This is a genomic window from Stieleria neptunia (assembly GCF_007754155.1).
GTDB lineage: Bacteria > Planctomycetota > Planctomycetia > Pirellulales > Pirellulaceae > Stieleria > Stieleria neptunia.
This window is the reverse complement of sequence record NZ_CP037423.1, coordinates 473101-490664: the sequence shown is the minus strand read 5'-3', so window position 1 is coordinate 490664 and position 17564 is coordinate 473101. Positions and strand designations below refer to the sequence as shown.

The following is a 17564-nucleotide window of genomic DNA, read 5'->3' as shown; positions in this document are numbered from 1 at the left end:
AAATGGCAGAATCATACGGGGCAGAATCATGTCCTGACCGCTCAGATCGCTGACCAAGAATCATTCTGCCACTCCATCATTCTGCCACTCCCCTCTCGCTAACACCGACAACACCTTCGGCCCCGGCTACTTGATTTGAATCGGTGAGGTTCCCGGCGGATCGTTGCCTTCGATCTGGCGCATCAATGCTTTCAGCTCAGCAACTTTCTCCGGGTGCTCCGCGGCCAGATTCGTTTGCTCGCCCAGATCGGATTTCAGGTTGTAGAGTTCGTCGACTTTCTTTCGATCCGCTTCGATCGCGTAGCCGTGAAAGTAGGCGTCGGGTTTGAGGTATTTCCAATCGCCCTGACGCACGCCGGCGTTGTTGAAGTAAAAATGTTCGCGGCCGGTGTCGCGTTTTCCCAATAGCAGGTCGGTTTGATCGATGCCGTCAATGCGGCGATCGCGGGGAACGTCAAATCCGGCCAAGTGAGCGAAGGTCGGCATGAAGTCGATGGTGGCGAAGAGGGCGTCGGAAACGCGTCCGGCGGGGACCTTGCCCGGCCAGCGAACGATGCAAGGCAATCGATAGCCGCCCTCGTAGCACGATCCCTTGCCGTTGCGGAGCGGACCGGACTGGCCCCAGAAAATCGATCCCTCGGGATGGCCCTTCTTTCGGTCGGTGTACTTCGGTTGGTTCCACGGTCCGTTGTCGCTGGTGTAGATCACCAACGTGTTCTCGCTCAGCCCCAGGTCGTCGACCACGTCGAGCAGTCGCCCCGTTTCGTGGTCAAACTCTTCGACAACATCCCCGTACAAGCCGCCGGCGGATTTGCCGCGAAAGCGATCCGAGGCGTCAATGATGGTGTGCATCATCGTGTGGGCGAGATACAACACGAATGGTTTTTCCGGATCGCGTTTCTCGTTCAAATACTCGATCGCCTTGTCGGTGTAGAGCGTGGTCAGGCTGCCCATGTCATCGGTCGCGCCGGCGGGTTCATTGTTTTCGTGAAAGCGGACGCGGCCGCCGTCGTTGGCCCCCAAGGTGCCGAAGTAGTAATCGAACCCTTGTGCGTTGGGCATGCGGTCGAGAATCGCTTTCCGGTTGGAAACATCCCACTTTCCGATGCAGGCGGTTTGGTAACCCGCGTTGCGAATCAACTCGGCGAACGTGATTTCCGAGGCCGGCATGCCCCAACCCTTGCTGCGCAGCGGTTGGCGTCCGGTCAGCAGCGCCGATCGCGACGGCCCGCAGACCGTCTGGGAGTAGAACGAAGTGAACCGAGTTCCCTCGGCCGCCAACTGATCCAAACGCGGCGTCTTATTGGCTTCGTTTCCGTAACACGCCAAGTCGGCATAGCCTTGATCATCGGTAAACACGATCAGGATGTTGGGTTTATCAGCGGCAACAGCGGCAACAGCGGCAGAGGCAATAAAACAGAGGATCAGCGACACGGTGAAACGAGTGAAAAGCAACGAGTGATTCATGGTTGTCGTATAGATCGCGGATTGGATGGAGCGTAGCGGCATTGATCGATTTGAAGGTCCTTGATGATACGGTGCGCAACTTTGGCTTTCAGAGAGGCTCAATGTCGGGAGCGGGCGTTGGTCCGCGAAATCGATTCGCTTGAGTCCCTGCTGACGAGCATCTCCATGGAAAACAACTCCGTTATTACGCCGTCTCAGCGGGTTCCGCTGTGGGTCAAACTTGCTTTTACCGCTTTCGTTGCCGTTCTGGTCCCGTACTACTGGCGAGAATACGGGCCGACCAACTTCCTGTACTACTGCGATGTCGCACTCTTTCTGGCTCTCCTCGCCACGTGGACGGAGAAGCCGATTTTCGCATCGATGGCCGCGGTCGGAATTACGATTCCCCAGGTACTCTGGCAGATCGATTTCCTGGGGCAATGGATCGGATTGCCGCTGATCGGGATGACCGACTACATGTTCGATCCCGGGATTTCGCTGTTTGCTCGTGGTTTGTCGTTCTTTCATTTTTGGTTGCCGCTGATGTTGCTCTATTTCGTCTGGCGACTGGGATATGACCGCCGAGCGTTTGCGGCGTGGACGCTTCTGGCATGGGTGCTCATGCTGATTTGTTTCTTTGTGCTTCCTCCAGCAGGGGCCGAATTGGACTTTCCTAACCAGCCACACAATGTGAATTATGTGTACGGGATGGACGATGCCCAACCTCAAAGCTGGATGCCTCCGTGGGCCTGGTTGTCGTTGCTGATCGTAGGACTGCCGACCATCATCTTTCTACCGACACACCACGCGTTGAAGTCGGTTTCCAGGTTCGGTCGTGGAGTTGAGAGATTCGAAAAAATCCCTGAGGCTTCGGGATTCTGAGGAAGACCGCAATCGTTAGTTAGGGTTGATGGTATAGCCATGCGTCACGGAAAGCGTGACCGACACGCAAAACGCAGTTTGGTGAGGCGTGTAGGGCATGCTGAGCATGCCTCAGGTCACGCACAGCGTGACCTACATCGCTAAGAGCGGATCGACGGTTCCGGTGCTGTCGGCGAAACGTTTCATGTCCAGCCCCATCATGCGGGCTTGGGTCAGCCACAGATTGGCCAGCGGTGTGCCTTCGGGCAGGTTGATGTGCTGGCCGGACTGAACGCTCTTGCCGCCGCCGGCGACGATGATCGGCAAATCGTTGTACTGGTGCGTGGAACCGTCGCCCAAACCCGACCCATAGGTGAACAACGTGTTGTCCAACAACGACGTCCCATCGGCCTGTTCCACCCGATCCATCTTTTCGATCAGGTACGCGTACTGTTCCATGTGAAAGCGATCGACTTTCAACAGATCGTCGATCATCTTGGTTTGATTGTGCGACATCTGGTGATGGCTTCGCGGTTGATCGAACAGACTTTCAAACATGTACGGCGTGTCCCACCGTTCGGGTCCGACCATAAACGTCGTGACGTTGGTCAGTCCGGTCTGCAAGGCGACCACCATCAGATCGCCCATCAAACGGATGTATTCACCGCGGGGCAGATAGGCTTCGGGCGGTTCGTCGAAGTCGACTTTGGCAAGTTCGGCCTTCATGTTTTCCAGCCGATCCATCTGCGTTTCGATCGTGCGAATCGAATCAAAATACTCGTCGAATTTCAACCGATCGGTGTACCCGAGGTCGCGTTGCAACGACTTGGCGTCCTCCAAGACCAGATCGGTGACGTCACGGTAGCGATCGATTTCCTGGGTCGAAAACAAGCGATGATACATTTTCCGCGGGTCGCGGATCGACGGTGCCAGGTGTCCCGTGCCGTACCACGAAATGTTGTCAAAGTAGATCGACTCCTTATTATCGCGGTGGCTATTGCAACTGAATTCGAGCGTCGGAAACGGGGTCGCTTTGCCGACTTGATCGGCGACCAGATGATCCAGTGTTCGATCCAGCGGCCAGGCGGTGCCTTGGATCGTGTACGGTTCCGCGCTACTCAAGTAACACGAGGCGCATTGCGCGTGCACGTCGGTCCCTTGCTGGAACGTCCGGTCCATGCCGGTGATCAAATTAATCTTGCTTTTGAATCGTTCCAGCGGGCGCATCGTGGGCGTCAATTCGCCCAGCGGCTTGACGCTAAAGTAGGGATCCTGCTTACCCAGCGAGGTCATGACATTGCCCAGATTCCCTTTGGGGATGATATCGTTCGCCTCGCCGGGAAAGAACCCGCGTCGGACGACACCGATCGGCACGTAGAAATGGGCCATCCGCTTGGGCACGCCGGTCGCTGATCCGGCCGTCACCAGACTCTCCATCCAAGGAAGCGAGAGCGCCGCGCCACCGAGCCCGCGCAGGAATGTTCGTCGTGAAGTGCTGTGCATCATTCGGCCTTGGGATTGGTTTTACTTTGGAAGGGTTCGCTGCGAATCACTTCTTTGATCAGCGTTTGGATTTTGTAACCATCATCGGCAGTTGCCGTCGCGATGTGGTCCAGTGCGATCTGATCCGATGCCGACAGTTCACGGGCGAGTCCGAAGGACAACAGATGCCCGGCCAACGCGCGGGTGAACCGGTCTTTTTCGGCCAGCACCGCATCCTTGAATTCGACGACATCCTTGAACGCATGCTTACGAAATAACGTGCCGGCAACATCCACCGACCGCCCGTTTTCATACTGGCTACGCCATCTGCCGACCGGGTCATAGTTCTCCAACGCGAACCCCAGCGGATCGATTTGCTCGTGGCAACCCTTGCAATCACTTCGTTCGCGGTGCAGCGAAAGCCTCTCGCGAAGCGTCAAATGCTCTTCGCCGGCCGGCGGTTTCTCACCCAGCGGCGGCACATCGGCCGGCGGCGGTTCGGGCGGGTTGTTGAATATGGCGGTCGCGATCCAAGCCCCGCGCGTGATCGGCTGGGTGCGGTCGGGACCGGAAGTCATCGTCATCACCGCGGCGTTGGTGATCACCCCGCCACTGCGCCGATCCGAGACGGGGACGCGATGAAAATTCAACACCGTCACCCCGCCGCCCCGTTTCGTGATCTCCGACGGGTCGCTGCGAAGCTCTCCGTAAGCGTCTTCCAACAGCACCGACCGGTAGGTGAAATCAGAATCGATCAGCTGGGTGATGGGATGGTTTTCGATCAACACCGTTTCGAACAGCAGCAGCGGTTCGATCATCATGTGCATGCTGTCGCGGTACTTGGCGAAATAAAAACCGGGATACTTCTCGGGATTCGGAACCGAAGAAATGATCCGTTCCAGCTGCAGCCATTGCGCCGGAAAACTGTCACAGAACCGTTTCAGTTTCTTGTCCCTGAGCATCCGAGTGACTTGGGCGTCCAGGATTTCCGGTTGTTTCAATTGGCCTGCCACGGCAAGATCCAGTAGTTCTGTGTCCGGCAGGCTGCCCCAGAGAAAGAACGACAGCCGCGATGCGAGTTCCAAATCATCGACAGGTTGGGCCGTCGCTGACTCGCCGGAACGATCGTACAAATAGAGAAACTTTGGTGATGAAATCGTGGCGGCGGCGATCGATTTCATCGCGTCGGTGAACCCGACGCCCGCGGCGAGTTGCCGGGAGGTGAACCGGACGTATCGATTGAGATCGGCATCACCGATCGGGCGTCGAAAGGCACGGGTCAGAAAGGGCTGCAAACGCCGCCGCACTTCACCGTCGAGGTCTACCTCGTCTGTCGGGGCGGCAAAAAACGTCTGCCAGACGCCGACGTTCTGCGGAACAAAATCGGGGCTTTCAGTGATCGACTGCCCGAGTGCCAGAAAGGCCTCCATCAACAAGGGCGACAACGACAGGTGGTCGCCGCGGTTGTCGAAACCGTGTTCGGCGCGCAAGTCTTGCGGGAATGCCGCCACTCCCGCCAAGCGTGGTTCGATCAACTGCGACTTTCCCAGCGGACGGCTGCCCACCGAAACCACGTCGGCCATCCGGCCGGTTTCCGGTTGGAAGTACCCTTTGTGCTCGCGCACCATCCGCTCGGGAAGGGTGAAGACGATGCATTTCAAATCGAACAAATCGATCACGGCGTTGTTGTATTGAAAACGATTCATGCGTCGGATCGGAGCGTGCGCAAAAGCCTTCTTTTGGGCCACGGCCGCCTGCAGGATCGCTTTGAGTTCCAAGACCAATTTGCGTCGCAGCGTCGGGTCCAGCGGCGGTTCGTCTTCCGGCGGCATCTCTTCCAGATCGAGCACATCGATCAGACGGCGAACAAGTTCCGTGTTTTCGTTCAGACCTTCACCGCGTATCGCGAGCAGGTCCACGTCGCCTTCCGCTTCGCCGTCGGCGCCGTGGCATTGGACACAATGCTGCTCGAGCGCCGGTGCGATGGTTTCGGCAAATGCATCGGTTTCGGAGGCGGCGGCTGAGCCGGCAAGCAATCCCAGCAGCAGGACCTGGGCGATGATCGTGACAGTCGAGACGTTCTGCAGCGCGTGATTGCGCATCACTGAGTCTTTCCACGAGTTGGAGGCGAGGCGACGATGGAGTCGGGGGGGGCAGGAGCAGAAACCGCCGAGAAACGAGTCTCAGCGGATTTCGACCGCTTCAAGTTTAACCTGTCCGAGCCCGCCATGCCATCTTTGCCGCCCCCCGGCGGGACGCGTCACGGGCTGTCGATTGAGTGAGCCGCGACGCGTAAGCGGCCGGGCATTTCGGCGCCCGCCCGAGGCCTTACGGCCAGCGGCTCACCATTGACTCCGCAGATCCCGATTCAATCGACAAGCTGGCCAGCGAGCGGCACCGCGGCGACTGGCCCGCTACAATGGCCGATTGGTCAGGTCAGTCGCCAACATGCAACTCCTATTTGCAACGGGACAAAACGATGGGACTCCGATCCGTGTTTCCGGCCATGCTGGCCACGATGACGCTCTGCAGCGTCGCGACCGTCTCAGGCGGGCAAGCCACCGACGACCTCAAACGGATGGAAATCGACAAGGGCATCGTGGCCCTTGTCGGATTGCCGGACGACAAGGTCGACTACTTGATCGAAGTTTGCCGGGCCAGTGAACTGACGGTCTATTTCCAAACCCCTGACACTCAACTGGCCCGGCATGCCAGACGGACTGCCGATGCGGCGGGTTATCTGGGTACCCGCTTGTTTGTCGACACCGGATCGGGGCGATCGATTCATTTGGGCAACAACACCGCCGACCGGGTGCTGGTCTTCGATTCCGACACCAACGCCCCATCTGGCCGAGAGATCTTGCGCGTGTTGCGTCCCAAGGGTGTGGCGATCGTCGGCGACCAAACGATCACCAAACCGGTTCCCCAAGGCGTGGATGATTGGTCACACCCCTATCACGGACCGGACAACAATCCGCAATCCGACGACCAGTTGGTGCGCGGCAGCTTGCGAACCCAGTTCATCGGGTACCCGAAGTTCAGCCCGATGCCGGAGCAGACCGTCGTCGCCGGCGGGCGGATCTACAAAGCGATGGGGCACATCGCCCACAAGGCCAACCAGAACGAAATGCTCAATACGTTGTTGTGCATCAACGCTTACAACGGAACGATCCTTTGGCGACGTCCGCTTTCTGCCGGTTTCATGCTGCACCGTAACACGATGGTCGCGACCGACGACGCGCTTTACCTGGGGGACCACGAAGCCTGCAAGATCATTGATGGTCGGACCGGAGAAACCATCGACGAGATCAAGGTGGGGACCGACATCAGCGACGGACCGGTCTGGAAGTGGATGGCGATGCGCCATGGAATCCTGTTCGCCCTGGTCGGCAACCCCGAAGCCAAACTGGAAACCCAACGGGCCATTCGACGCGGGCTGGGGCATTGGCCCTGGGGCATGTGGGACGGCCACGACTACAACGACCCCCGCACCTCGTTCGGTTTCGGCCGAACGCTGGTCGCAATCGATTTGAAAACGAAAGAACCGCTTTGGCACTATCGGGACGACGAATTCTTAGACGCGCGTGCGGTGTGCATGAACGAAAGTCAGATCTTTTGTTATTGCCCCGGCAAGTTCCTGGCTTCGATCGATCGGTACACGGGAAAACTGAATTGGAAGAACACCGACAAAGATCTATTGGACGCGATCGGCGACAACCAAAAGGCACAGCACTACATCACCGGCTACGCCACCACGTGCTACATGAAGTGTAGCGGGGACTACCTGTTCTTTGCCGGTCCACAACGAACACGGATGGTCGTCGCTTCTGCCCATGACGGCAAACTTGCCTGGACGCACCCGACGGGAAATCTGCAGCTGGTGCTTCGCGATGACGGCGTTTGGGCGGCCGGTCCGCAAAAGTCGGAAAACGGAATGAAGTTCGACTACGCAACAGGCGAAGTGCTCGCGACGTTTCCCGCCCGACGTGCCTGCACACGGGCGACCGGTTGTGCCGACAGCATCTTTTACCGCGCCAACGGTGGCACGGTTCGTGTGTTGACCGAATCAAATACGGCCCAGCACATCGATCCGATGCGTCCGCCGTGCCAGGATGGTGTGATCGTTGCCGGCGGACACCTGTACTGGGGGCCATGGATGTGTGGTTGCCAACTGTCGCTCTACGGAAACATCGGACTGCGTCCCGGGGACGATGCGGCCGATGAAACAGACGACTCGAACGAACCCCGGTGGGTCCGCGGCGACATGCATGCGGCGGTCGAATCGCTGGACGTGAATCCCGGGGACTGGACCACCTTTCGTGGCAACAATGCTCGCACGGATGCCTCCTCGGTGGCGATCCCCGCGGATGTCCACCCACAGTGGGCGGTCCAAGTTTGCCGCGACGCACTGCCGACCGCACCGGTCACCGCCGGCGACATGGTCTTCCTCGCTGATCGCACCGGTGCCGTCCAAGCGATCGACGGAAATGGAAAGACGGTCTGGAAAACGTACACGGCCGGACCGGTCTATTACCCGCCGGCGGTCGCCAAGAATCGCGTTTACGTCGGATCGGCCGACGGACGAGTCTATGCCTACGCGGCCCGGGACGGACGATTCCTCTGGTCTTACCGAGTCGGCCCGAAAGACTACCGGATTTCCGTCTATGACCGACTCGTTTCCGCATGGCCCGTCGCGGGCGGGGTAGTCGTCGACGGCGACACGGTTTACGCGGCTGCAGGGATCACACATTACGACGGCACGCACGTCGTCGCACTCGATGCGGTGACCGGATCCTTGAAGGTTTCCAACACGACGTCGGGGACCTTGGAACGTGAAGTCAACAACGGAATCAGTCTGCAGGGCAACCTGACGATCGTCGATGGTGAACTGCGATTCCTTGCCGGCGGTGTCTACGAGACGGCACGCTATGACCTGGAAACATTGGCGTGCCTCAACACGCCCCGTGCTCAAGTCAACTCGCAATTCCGAACGGCTTTCTACCCGTATTATCCGGCGTATGGAAAATACGTCTCGCTGGATTATCAGTGCAGCGACGGTTGCCAGCTGAGCCACGACGCCAGTTACGAAGGCAGCCAATTCGTCAACTTGGCTCGCCAACCACCGTTGGCACCGGGGACGCCCAAACCCTACAAAGAAGCCGCACGCTGGATCCGCCGCGGGGGTGAAGCCCCCAAGGCCATTTGGCAAGACAAGGGCAATCGACGGTTCACCAGTTTCGCCGTCACCGACGACACGTTGCTGGCCACGGGCCATCCCGATGGGAACGAATCCGATTCCTTCCTCGTTTCGATCAACACCCGCGATGGCAGCGACAACTGGATCAAGCCGCTGCCCGCGCTCGCCGTCAAAGGCGGCGTGTCGATCGATCACGCGGGACGGATTTCGGTGGCGTTGGAAAACGGACAATTGCTCCGTTTTGCGCCCGAGGATTAGGAGCAATGATCCTCTCCACCCTTGTTCCCAGGCTCTGCCTGGGAACACACTTTCTCGGAGGCTCCGCCTCCTGGCTGGCGGAGGTGGTGGCGGAGCCACATCGACATTGCGTTCCAGGGCATGTTTGACGAGGTTTTAGCGGCCGGGCGCAAGCGGGCTGTCGTTTTTGTGAGCCGCGACGCGTAAGCGGCCGGGCACTCAGACGCTGCCCGAGGCCTTACGGCCAGCGGCTCACCAATGACTCGCCCCATTCCACTAAATTGACAGCCCGCGAGCGCTCCGGTTGCTTGTTATTGCCAACACACCGGAGGGCTCGCGCCCTGCCGCTAACAAATCGTTCAAGGCGTAGGGCAGAGCCTGGGAACACACTTCCTCGGAGGCTCCGCCTGCTGGCTGGCGGCGGTGGTGGCGGAGCCACGTCGACCTTGCGTTCCAAGGCGGAGCCCTGGAACGAGGGACAATCACTTTCAACCCTACCGGTGTATTGCATGACATCAAGCGCTAGCCCGGACCAGTACTTCTCTGTCATGCACAGCATGACCTACTGGCCTCTCTGCAGAAAGACAAACGTGCCCAGCTTGGACGCGGTGGCGACGTCGACTCGTCCGTCTTGGTTTAGGTCGGTGGCCAAAATTTGAACTCCGACGCCGGAGGCGTCGTCGATTTGGTGCGGGATGTATCGAACCGCGCCGGCGGGATCACGCTGTAGTTCAAACCAATAAACCACCGGCGGTGCCCCGGGATCGATGTCTCCGTCGGGACCATGCGCCCAACGCCGCTTTCCGGTGATCAGGTCCGGCAAGCCGTCGCCGTTGATGTCGGCCGATGCCAACGCATGGGGCTGGGTGAACGCCACGCCGAACCGATCGATCGCCGAACGATCGCCCATGATCAGATGTTCGTGAAAGCTCGTTTTTGATCCGGTTCCGGTTTGCTCATACCACGCCAATCCCCAACCATGTGCATCGACGGCGGAAAGGATGTCATTGTCACCGTCGCCATCGACATCTTGGGCGAACATCTGCGCACCGCCGCGGCCTTTCGAAAACAGACCGCGATGAAATTCCCAGCTGGACTTTGGGGACAGATCGCGTGGCTGTTCATACCATCCGTCGTTCAGCAACAGATCCAGCTTGCCATCATGATTGACGTCGCCGACACCTTGGCCGTGATAGAACTGCGGCCAGTCCTCGGGATCGCCGATCGGAATGAATCGCCACGGTTCGGTCGGATGCGATGGATCGGGTTGAATCGAGCCCCAACATCCGTCCCAGTGGCAGATCACCTGGGGGACACCGTCGCCATCCAGGTCCACGAGTGTGGGCGATTCGCCTTTGACGCGATGAAACGCCACGTGTTTGTCCCACAGGCCATCCGACTTGCCGGGATTCTCGTACCAGATCGCTTCGTGTTTGTGGACGCGTCCGAGCACCAGGATGTCTTGCCGGCCGTCGCCGGAGAAATCGGCAACGAAGCTGAACATGCTGTTGCTGGGACTATCCGCCGGCGGCAAAGCGACGGGTTCGTAGAACGCGTGAGCGATCTGAAAGTCGGGACCTTCATACCAAAACGGTCCAGCGACCACATCCACGTCGCCATCGCCGTCGATGTCGCCGGACGAAACGCCGTCGCAGTAATACAGATCGCTCAAGACCAGTCGTTGGAATCGGATCGCATCGCCGGATGTGTGTTGCGATGGGGCCGGCGGCTGTTGCGCCCCCGCGATCGCTGCCGAGAAAACCAACGAACAAAGGAGGGTCAGCGGACGCGTCATCTCGAAGCCTGGCGTGAAGAAGCGGTTCAAAGCGGCCCATCATACACCGCGGATTTGAACCGCGGGGTCGCAATCAATCGCGAAGCCGGAACCGACGGGCTATAGTGCTACCGAAAATCATTTCGGATCAACGGTCGGCGAGGAGATCAAACAGACATGTTCGGGTTGTTCGGCTCCAATCCACCCCTGACGACTCGCCAGCGGACCGAACTGGAGCTGCTGATGCGACGCATCGTCCAACGCATCGGCGAATCGAGGCCCTTCGCTGCCTGCAGCGAAGACATTAGAGTGAACAGTCTCACGCCTTGATTCACCTCCGCTCCGATCCAGACCGCTCATGAAAGACGCGTTTGCCAATACACACCGCTTCATCGTTGCCTTGGCCACCATCACAACACTGGCCGCTTCACCGAGCAACCCAAGCCATGCCACCGATTGGACGATCCCGGTCGCCGGCAATGCCTTTCAAACGGCCCCGAACCCGGGCGGTCGAGGGTTTCGGCGCGACTCCACGATCGCCTGGTCCGAACCGGATCGCGTCTACTCGATCTTCTTTCGGGTGGATCGACCCGCCGTCTTGGATCTAGCTCTTCGCGCACGTGCGGCCGATGCCCCCGGCACGCTGGCGGTTCGCGCCGCTGACCAAGCTTTCGATACCGTGATCCGATCGCCGGACTTCTCCGCCAATCCGGTCGGGCGGATCGAAGTCCCCGAGGCGGGCTACGTCCGCGTCGATCTGCAAGGCGTCCGACGTGGCGGGAGAGTCTACGCCGACGTCCGTGACCTGGTGGTCGCGTCCGATACCGACGGCCTGACGCTGGACTACGTCCAATCCAACTCGGGCAACATGTTCTACTGGGGGCGTCGTGGCCCATCGGTCCATCTTCGCTACGAAGTCCCCCGCGATCAAACATTGCAATACGCTTACAGCGAACTGACCGTCCCCGCGGGCCAAGACCCGATCGGCTCTTACTTCATGACCAACGGCTTTGGCGAAGGTTACTTCGGGATCCAGGTCAACAGCCCGACGGAGCGACGCGTGCTGTTCTCGGTCTGGAGTCCGTTCAAGACCGACAACCCGCGTGACATTCCCAAAGAACAACAAATCGTGATGCTCGCCAAAGGTCCCGGCGTGCACGTCGGTGAGTTCGGTAACGAAGGCTCCGGCGGCCAAAGTTATTTGGTCTACCCCTGGAAGGCGGGAACGACGTACCGGTTCCTGACCGAAGTGCGACCGGACGGAAAGGGGAACACGATTTACAGCTCATGGTTCGGCGACAAATCCCAGAACACGTGGCGATTGATCGCAAGCTTTCGCCGTCCCAAGACGGACACGCACCTGACGGGGTTCCATGGATTCCTCGAGAATTTTTCGCCCACCTACGGACACATCGGGCGCCGTGCAAATTATGGGAACGTTTGGGTGCGTGACGTCAACCAACAGTGGCATCAATGCACCCGCGCACGGTTCTCGGTCGATGCAACGGGCCGCGGCCGTCACCGCTTGGATTTCACCGGCGGTGCCGATGGAGATCACTTCTTTCTGCGCAATTGCGGTTTCTTTGACGAAACGGGTCGCCCGGGAGAAACCTTTACACGTCAATCGACCGCCGACGCCCAGCCGGACATCGATTTCGACGCCCTGCCGCGGGGTTGAGACCGTTGGTGACTAGGCTTTGGGACCGTCCAGCTTCGCAGCGATGCGAAACGCAACGAATCCTCGTGATCTGGTCGATGGAGTGTGATGTGGGCAGCGGACCAATGTACGACGGCCTTTCCAGCTCGTCGTCGGGAGTCCAGCGGACGACGGCCCGGAAGGGCCGTCGTACTTCAAAAAACCGTCGTCTTAAGCTGGACGGTCCCGCCTAAGGTCTATGACTTCACACCGATATTGATGTACGCGTGAACGTGTGGGGCGCCGCGGAAATGCCAGACCAGCGAGGGGCCCTCGACACGCCAGATGTCCCAGACCTTGTCGTCATCCAGATCTTCGTCTTGATAGAACGCCATGTGCAGCTGGTCGAGTCCACCGCTGCTCTTCAGAATCGCCATCACCTCATCGACATCTTCTTCTCGATAGGGTGCCAACAAAACTTTCAACGTCGATTCGACTAATTCTTTTTGATCGCTGGACAGTTTGTTGACGGCGATCCCTGGGAATTTACCACCGGCGCCTTGTAGCTGAACGGCGGTTTCCCGAGGCGCCTGTTTCAGCAGCGCCGCTTCGGCTTGACCGGGATCGAGCGCCTGGAAGACTTCGTTGGTCTTTTGGGTTTGGTAGAAGAACAGGTTATCGCTGGGGTTCTCTTCTCCGTGGCCGTAGACGATGGGACCGCCGAAGGCCGCCTTGTCGACGCGATTCCCGTCGGCACGCATCGTCAGGTGCCGCCCGGTCATCTCGAATTGAAATTGGTCGGTCCCGGGTTCGCCGAAGATGGCGACGCTGTAGTTTTCCATCCCGCCGTCGTCTTCATCCATCTGCTGGATCAGGCGGTCGTAACCGTCTTTGGACGTGATGTTGCGGACGATCTGATCGATCAACGTCCTCTGTTTCTTGGAAAACAGATCGTCACCGATGACCACATCGGTGACGTGCCAGTTCGGATTGATCCTGCGTCGGGTCTGGTGATCGAAGGGCCGCCAGATCGCTTTCTTCTGTTTGTCCGAAAGCGACGCATACAACTCGGCGACAACGGTTTCCGCGGACGTTTGCGACGTCGCGGCATGAGCGAACCGCGGGTCAAAAAGCCCCGCCGACGCGACTCCGGCGGCAACCGCTCCTCCAAGTTTGACAAAATCTCGTCGGGCAACACGCTGGCCATCGCGACGCGTTTCGGGACGGTTCATGTTCATTGTTGAGCTCACTGAAAGGTTGGGGGGGAATGTCCAGGCGGGAACCGTCGAAGGACGGCGGAACGGATTCATCTTAGCAAGTTGCTGACCGTGACGCACCATTTCGGAATCCGAAAGAAGTCCAGGCGTGCCCGTTCACGATCGGCGTTGCGTGTCGCTTTATCGTTTCGTAGGGCATGCTGTGCATGCCGATGGGCCCGTCAGGCACAGCCTGACCTACGCCGAAACACAAACCCGCAAAAGCACGAGAAGGGTGAACAAAAAGGAGGTCATCCGATTTTCTTGGGCGTTGATCACTTGTCGCGGCGCGTCAGAATGACTTGGTGTGGCCCTTGAGTCTTTCCGTCAAAGACGACGTCGACGGCGAGCGTCAGTTGACCGGCCGGAAGGCTGAGATCGGTGACATGCCCGCGCCGTTGCCCGGCCGGAATTTCAAGCGTCTCGGTCAGCTTTCCCACCGTGATCGTCGCCGTTCCCGCCGGCGGGTCGCTGGCAAAGATCAACTCGACCTCGTAGCTCCCTGGCTCGGGAGCCTCCAGCAACCAGACGCCGTTGGAGTTGCCCGCCCAGGGGCGTCCCTGGATGTGCCGCCAGTCCTGACGCGTCAACACGCTGCGCCGCTCATGTTCGGTCCCGATGACGATCCGTGGCGGCGCATAGTTGTCCGGGCGTGTCGAACTGACGTCTTTGAACCAGGCGTCGTATCCTTGCTTCAATCGCTGCACCACGTCGGGGTGCTGTTTGGCGAGATTGTTGCTTTGACGTGGATCCTTGCTCAGATCGTAGAGCTGGAAACTCGGTTCGCCGGCAAAGCTTTCCTTGCCAAAGCCAGTCGGATGCACCAGTTTCCACGGTTCTTCATGGAGGGCAAAGTGATGGTAGCGTTGCGGCTCGTTGCCACGATGGGTTTGCAAAACGATTTGACGTCGTGGCAGGCTCGTCGCGTCACCGGTCAACAGCGGCAGAAAGCTTCGACCGTCAAGCTTGTGTCCGTCGGGCACCGCGACGCCGCAGGCATCAAGCAGGGTGGGCAGCAAATCGATGTGCGCGGACAGCACATCCGAACTGCGACCGGCCGCAACCTTGGCGGGCCAGTGAAAGACAAGTGGCGAACGGATGCCGCCATCGTCGACATGTGATTTCATGCCACGCATGTCGCCGACGTACCGCATCGTGTTGGGACCGTTGTCGTTCAGATAGACGACGATGGTGTTCTCGCTCAGCCCGAGTGCGTCCAGTTTCTTGAACAGCCGCCCGACGTTCTGGTCGATATTGGTGATCATGGCGGCGATCCGCGCCAGTTTGTCGCTCTCCTGCTCGAGCCGCTTGGGATTCAGCTGGTTGACCAGGATGGGTGAGAAATCGACCTTGCGATATTCCTGGTACAAGGCTTCGGGTACGTCGTGAAAGGGACCATGCGGCGCGTTGGTGGCGATGTAGGTGAAGAAGTTTTTGTCAGCCCGGGCACTCTCGTCGATGAAGTCCATCGCGGCATCAAAATAGAGGTCCGTGCAGTAGCCCTTCATCGGTGTTTCTTCACCGTTCTTGATCAGCGTCGGGTCGGTGTACTTGCCTTCGGCGCCGACGGGATCGGAGGGCTGGCCGATGCCGCCGCCGCGATGCACCAGACTGTCTTGAAAACCCTGGTCCATAGCGCGGAGCGGATAATTATCGCCCATGTGCCACTTGCCGTAGATCCCGGTGCGATACCCGGCGTCCCTCAAAAACTCGGCGATCGTGACTTCGTCGCTGTCCATCATCGCGCGGCCGATGTAGGTATCGATGCAACGGGTCCGGTAGTTGTAACGACCGGTCATCAAACAGGCGCGCGTGGGCGCGCAAACCGGACTGACATAAAACTTGCTCAAAAACCCGCTGCGCCGATGCATCGCATCCAACTCGGGTGTTCGGATCACCGGGTTTCCCATGAATCCGTAATCACCGCCACCCTGGTCATCACTCATGATGACAATCACGTTGGGACGTTCCGCGGCGACGGCACGAGAGATGGAAATCCCGGGCAAGAGGACGCCAAAGAAAAAGACGATCGCGAGGACAACAGGTTTTCTCTGCATGGGCTTGTTCGGGAAGAGGGCGGTGGTTAGGCAGGAGGATTTGGCAGGCATTCGAACGGGATCGTTGAATTCGCACCATCGTAACCCAGCTAGCCCTGCTGTGCATGACAGCCGATCCATCGGTCACGCCGTCGGTGGCATCTGGGATGCGCAGTATGCCCTTCTCCACGAGAACCCGGGTTCGAATCGGCCCGCGGATAGGCAAGGCGTACCCACGGATGGAAAACAGCCTGGAATCCGTGCTGACGCACTGCCATCGGTGGGTTTTGATCCGTCGCTGTGTTCCAACAATCGCCTTGCACCGAAATCTGGTGCGGCCGATCAATTATAGTGATGGTTTACCGACCACCCACTCCACATGTCTTCGCGTGAACGCCAGATGAGAATTCCAACTCTGATCCTCGTTGCCGCCAGCTTCGGTTTCACTCTGGGGTTGCCTTGCCAGGCACAATCAGTCCCCTCGGCGAAACAGCTGGAAAACTGGCTGAAACGTTTCCCCGATGCGGACGCCAACCGCGACGGCACGCTGACGATCGAAGAAGCGAATCGGTACCGCCAGACGTTGCAGTCGCGGGCGAACCGGCAAGGCAACGCCGGCGGCGCAAACCGGGGCGCGCCGCGCGAGTTCAATGTCGATCCCGGCTGGGATCGGGAACGCTTTCCCGAACACGCCGTCTGTTACCTGCCCCCGCAGCAGATCAAAGCCATCTTCGAACAGTCCGTCGGGGGAAAGCGACCGGCCGTGGTTTCTTTTGAAAAACCCCGTGACGGCGCGCTGCGAATCGTGGGCACCGGACACAGTTTCATGGCGCCGGGCTATCGGACGTTTCCGATCATCTGCAAAGCGGCAGGCATGACGCAACCGCTTTACACGCACACCGGCGGCGGGATGACCGGCAGCACACGCTACAAGTGGGAACAGGAAAACGGGATCTTCGATTTCGAAGGCCGCCCCGAACCAAAACTGTTGGCATCGATCGCCAATGCCAAATGGGACGCGATGATGTGGGGGCCCTACTTCAACGACCGCCCCGTTTACTATTCCTGTTGGATTGATTTCTGTTTGAAATACAACCCCGACATGAAATTCTATCTGTCCGACGCTTGGCCACAGCTGTATCAACTCGGCACGAACCCGAAATCGGAATCTTTCTTTACCGAAGAAGTCTTTGATCGACTCGGCGCCGAACGGCGCGCCGAGTACTCAAAGCAAGTCGAAGTGCTTCGCAAACAGTACCCCGACAAAATTTTCATCATGCCGACGTCCGACGCGATGGTCTTGGCGGCCAAGTCGTACTTGCGGGGCGAGTTGCCGGGCGTCGAGGGGATCCACCGTGTGATCGGCGGCAAGGAGCGATCGTTGTGGCGTGACCAGTTGGGGCACATCGGCCCCGGCTTCGATCGACTGGAAGGCTATGTGTTCTACGCCACGCTGTATGGCAAGTCGCCGGAATTGATCGACGACGCCATCCCATTCGGCGGGAACGATTCATTCCCCGGTCCCCGTCTGGATCAAACGTTTCGCAAGATCGCCTGGCAAGCCGTCATCGGCCACCCACTCTCGGGCGTCAAGGACGAAGACGGTGACCGGGTCGACGATGTCCGCGATCGCTGAATT

10 protein-coding genes are annotated in these 17564 nt (G+C 59.0%); 4 read left to right on the top strand and 6 right to left on the bottom strand.

The features are described from left to right. Nucleotides 1-126: 126 nt before the first annotated feature. A complete protein-coding gene (locus Enr13x_RS01715) occupies nt 127-1467 on the bottom strand; it encodes a sulfatase family protein (RefSeq protein ID WP_145384420.1) in 1341 nt (446 codons plus the stop codon). Nucleotides 1468-1632: 165 nt separating this feature from the next. Here Enr13x_RS01715 and Enr13x_RS01710 point away from each other — a divergent pair, with 165 nt between their 5' ends. Then, complete coding sequence (locus Enr13x_RS01710; protein WP_145384419.1) at nt 1633-2328, top strand: hypothetical protein; 696 nt, start codon at nt 1633-1635, stop codon at nt 2326-2328. A gap of 132 nt (nt 2329-2460) precedes the next feature. On the opposite strand, the gene Enr13x_RS01705 is transcribed toward Enr13x_RS01710, so the two are convergent. Both Enr13x_RS01705 and Enr13x_RS01700 read right to left on the bottom strand, forming a co-directional pair. Then, entirely contained in the window at nt 2461-3813 is a 1353-nt protein-coding gene (locus tag Enr13x_RS01705; RefSeq protein ID WP_231744046.1) for a DUF1552 domain-containing protein, read from the bottom strand. Then, nucleotides 3810-5891: a DUF1592 domain-containing protein gene (locus Enr13x_RS01700; protein ID WP_145392051.1), complete on the bottom strand. Its 2082-nt coding sequence runs from the start codon at nt 5889-5891 to the stop codon at nt 3810-3812. Before Enr13x_RS01700 ends, Enr13x_RS01705 begins: the two co-directional genes overlap by 4 nt. A 377-nt stretch (nt 5892-6268) precedes the next feature. Here Enr13x_RS01700 and Enr13x_RS01695 point away from each other — a divergent pair, with 377 nt between their 5' ends. Beyond that, nucleotides 6269-9244: an outer membrane protein assembly factor BamB family protein gene (locus Enr13x_RS01695; protein ID WP_197455705.1), complete on the top strand. Its 2976-nt coding sequence runs from the start codon at nt 6269-6271 to the stop codon at nt 9242-9244. 541 nt (nt 9245-9785) lie between these two features. Here the strand turns inward: Enr13x_RS01695 and Enr13x_RS01690 are convergent. Continuing rightward, complete coding sequence (locus Enr13x_RS01690; RefSeq protein WP_145384417.1) at nt 9786-11018, bottom strand: FG-GAP repeat domain-containing protein; 1233 nt, start codon at nt 11016-11018, stop codon at nt 9786-9788. Between the two features lie 337 nt (nt 11019-11355). On the opposite strand from Enr13x_RS01690, the gene Enr13x_RS01685 reads away from it, so the two are divergent. Next, entirely contained in the window at nt 11356-12675 is a 1320-nt protein-coding gene (locus Enr13x_RS01685) for a DUF3472 domain-containing protein (RefSeq protein ID WP_231744045.1), read from the top strand. Between the two features lie 215 nt (nt 12676-12890). Here Enr13x_RS01685 and Enr13x_RS01680 read toward each other — a convergent pair whose 3' ends face one another. Both Enr13x_RS01680 and Enr13x_RS01675 read right to left on the bottom strand, forming a co-directional pair. Further along, nucleotides 12891-13871 (bottom strand): DUF3500 domain-containing protein, encoded by a 981-nt coding sequence (locus Enr13x_RS01680; RefSeq protein WP_145384416.1) that lies wholly within the window; start codon nt 13869-13871, stop codon nt 12891-12893. Between the two features lie 293 nt (nt 13872-14164). Then, nucleotides 14165-15946 (bottom strand): arylsulfatase, encoded by a 1782-nt coding sequence (locus tag Enr13x_RS01675; RefSeq protein WP_145384415.1) that lies wholly within the window; start codon nt 15944-15946, stop codon nt 14165-14167. 379 nt (nt 15947-16325) lie between these two features. Between Enr13x_RS01675 and Enr13x_RS01670 the strand changes: the two genes are divergently transcribed. Then, entirely contained in the window at nt 16326-17561 is a 1236-nt protein-coding gene (locus Enr13x_RS01670) for a hypothetical protein (protein WP_231744044.1), read from the top strand. Nucleotides 17562-17564: the final 3 nt, after the last annotated feature.

Coding starts and splice junctions, on each gene's coding strand:
- Enr13x_RS01715 (WP_145384420.1), bottom strand. CDS start 1,467: ATGAATCACTCGTTGCTTTTCACTCGTTTCACCGTGTCGCTGATCCTC.
- Enr13x_RS01710 (WP_145384419.1), top strand. CDS start 1,633: ATGGAAAACAACTCCGTTATTACGCCGTCTCAGCGGGTTCCGCTGTGG.
- Enr13x_RS01705 (WP_231744046.1), bottom strand. CDS start 3,813: ATGATGCACAGCACTTCACGACGAACATTCCTGCGCGGGCTCGGTGGC.
- Enr13x_RS01700 (WP_145392051.1), bottom strand. CDS start 5,891: ATGCGCAATCACGCGCTGCAGAACGTCTCGACTGTCACGATCATCGCC.
- Enr13x_RS01695 (WP_197455705.1), top strand. CDS start 6,269: ATGGGACTCCGATCCGTGTTTCCGGCCATGCTGGCCACGATGACGCTC.
- Enr13x_RS01690 (WP_145384417.1), bottom strand. CDS start 11,018: ATGACGCGTCCGCTGACCCTCCTTTGTTCGTTGGTTTTCTCGGCAGCG.
- Enr13x_RS01685 (WP_231744045.1), top strand. CDS start 11,356: ATGAAAGACGCGTTTGCCAATACACACCGCTTCATCGTTGCCTTGGCC.
- Enr13x_RS01680 (WP_145384416.1), bottom strand. CDS start 13,871: ATGAACATGAACCGTCCCGAAACGCGTCGCGATGGCCAGCGTGTTGCC.
- Enr13x_RS01675 (WP_145384415.1), bottom strand. CDS start 15,946: ATGCAGAGAAAACCTGTTGTCCTCGCGATCGTCTTTTTCTTTGGCGTC.
- Enr13x_RS01670 (WP_231744044.1), top strand. CDS start 16,326: ATGAGAATTCCAACTCTGATCCTCGTTGCCGCCAGCTTCGGTTTCACT.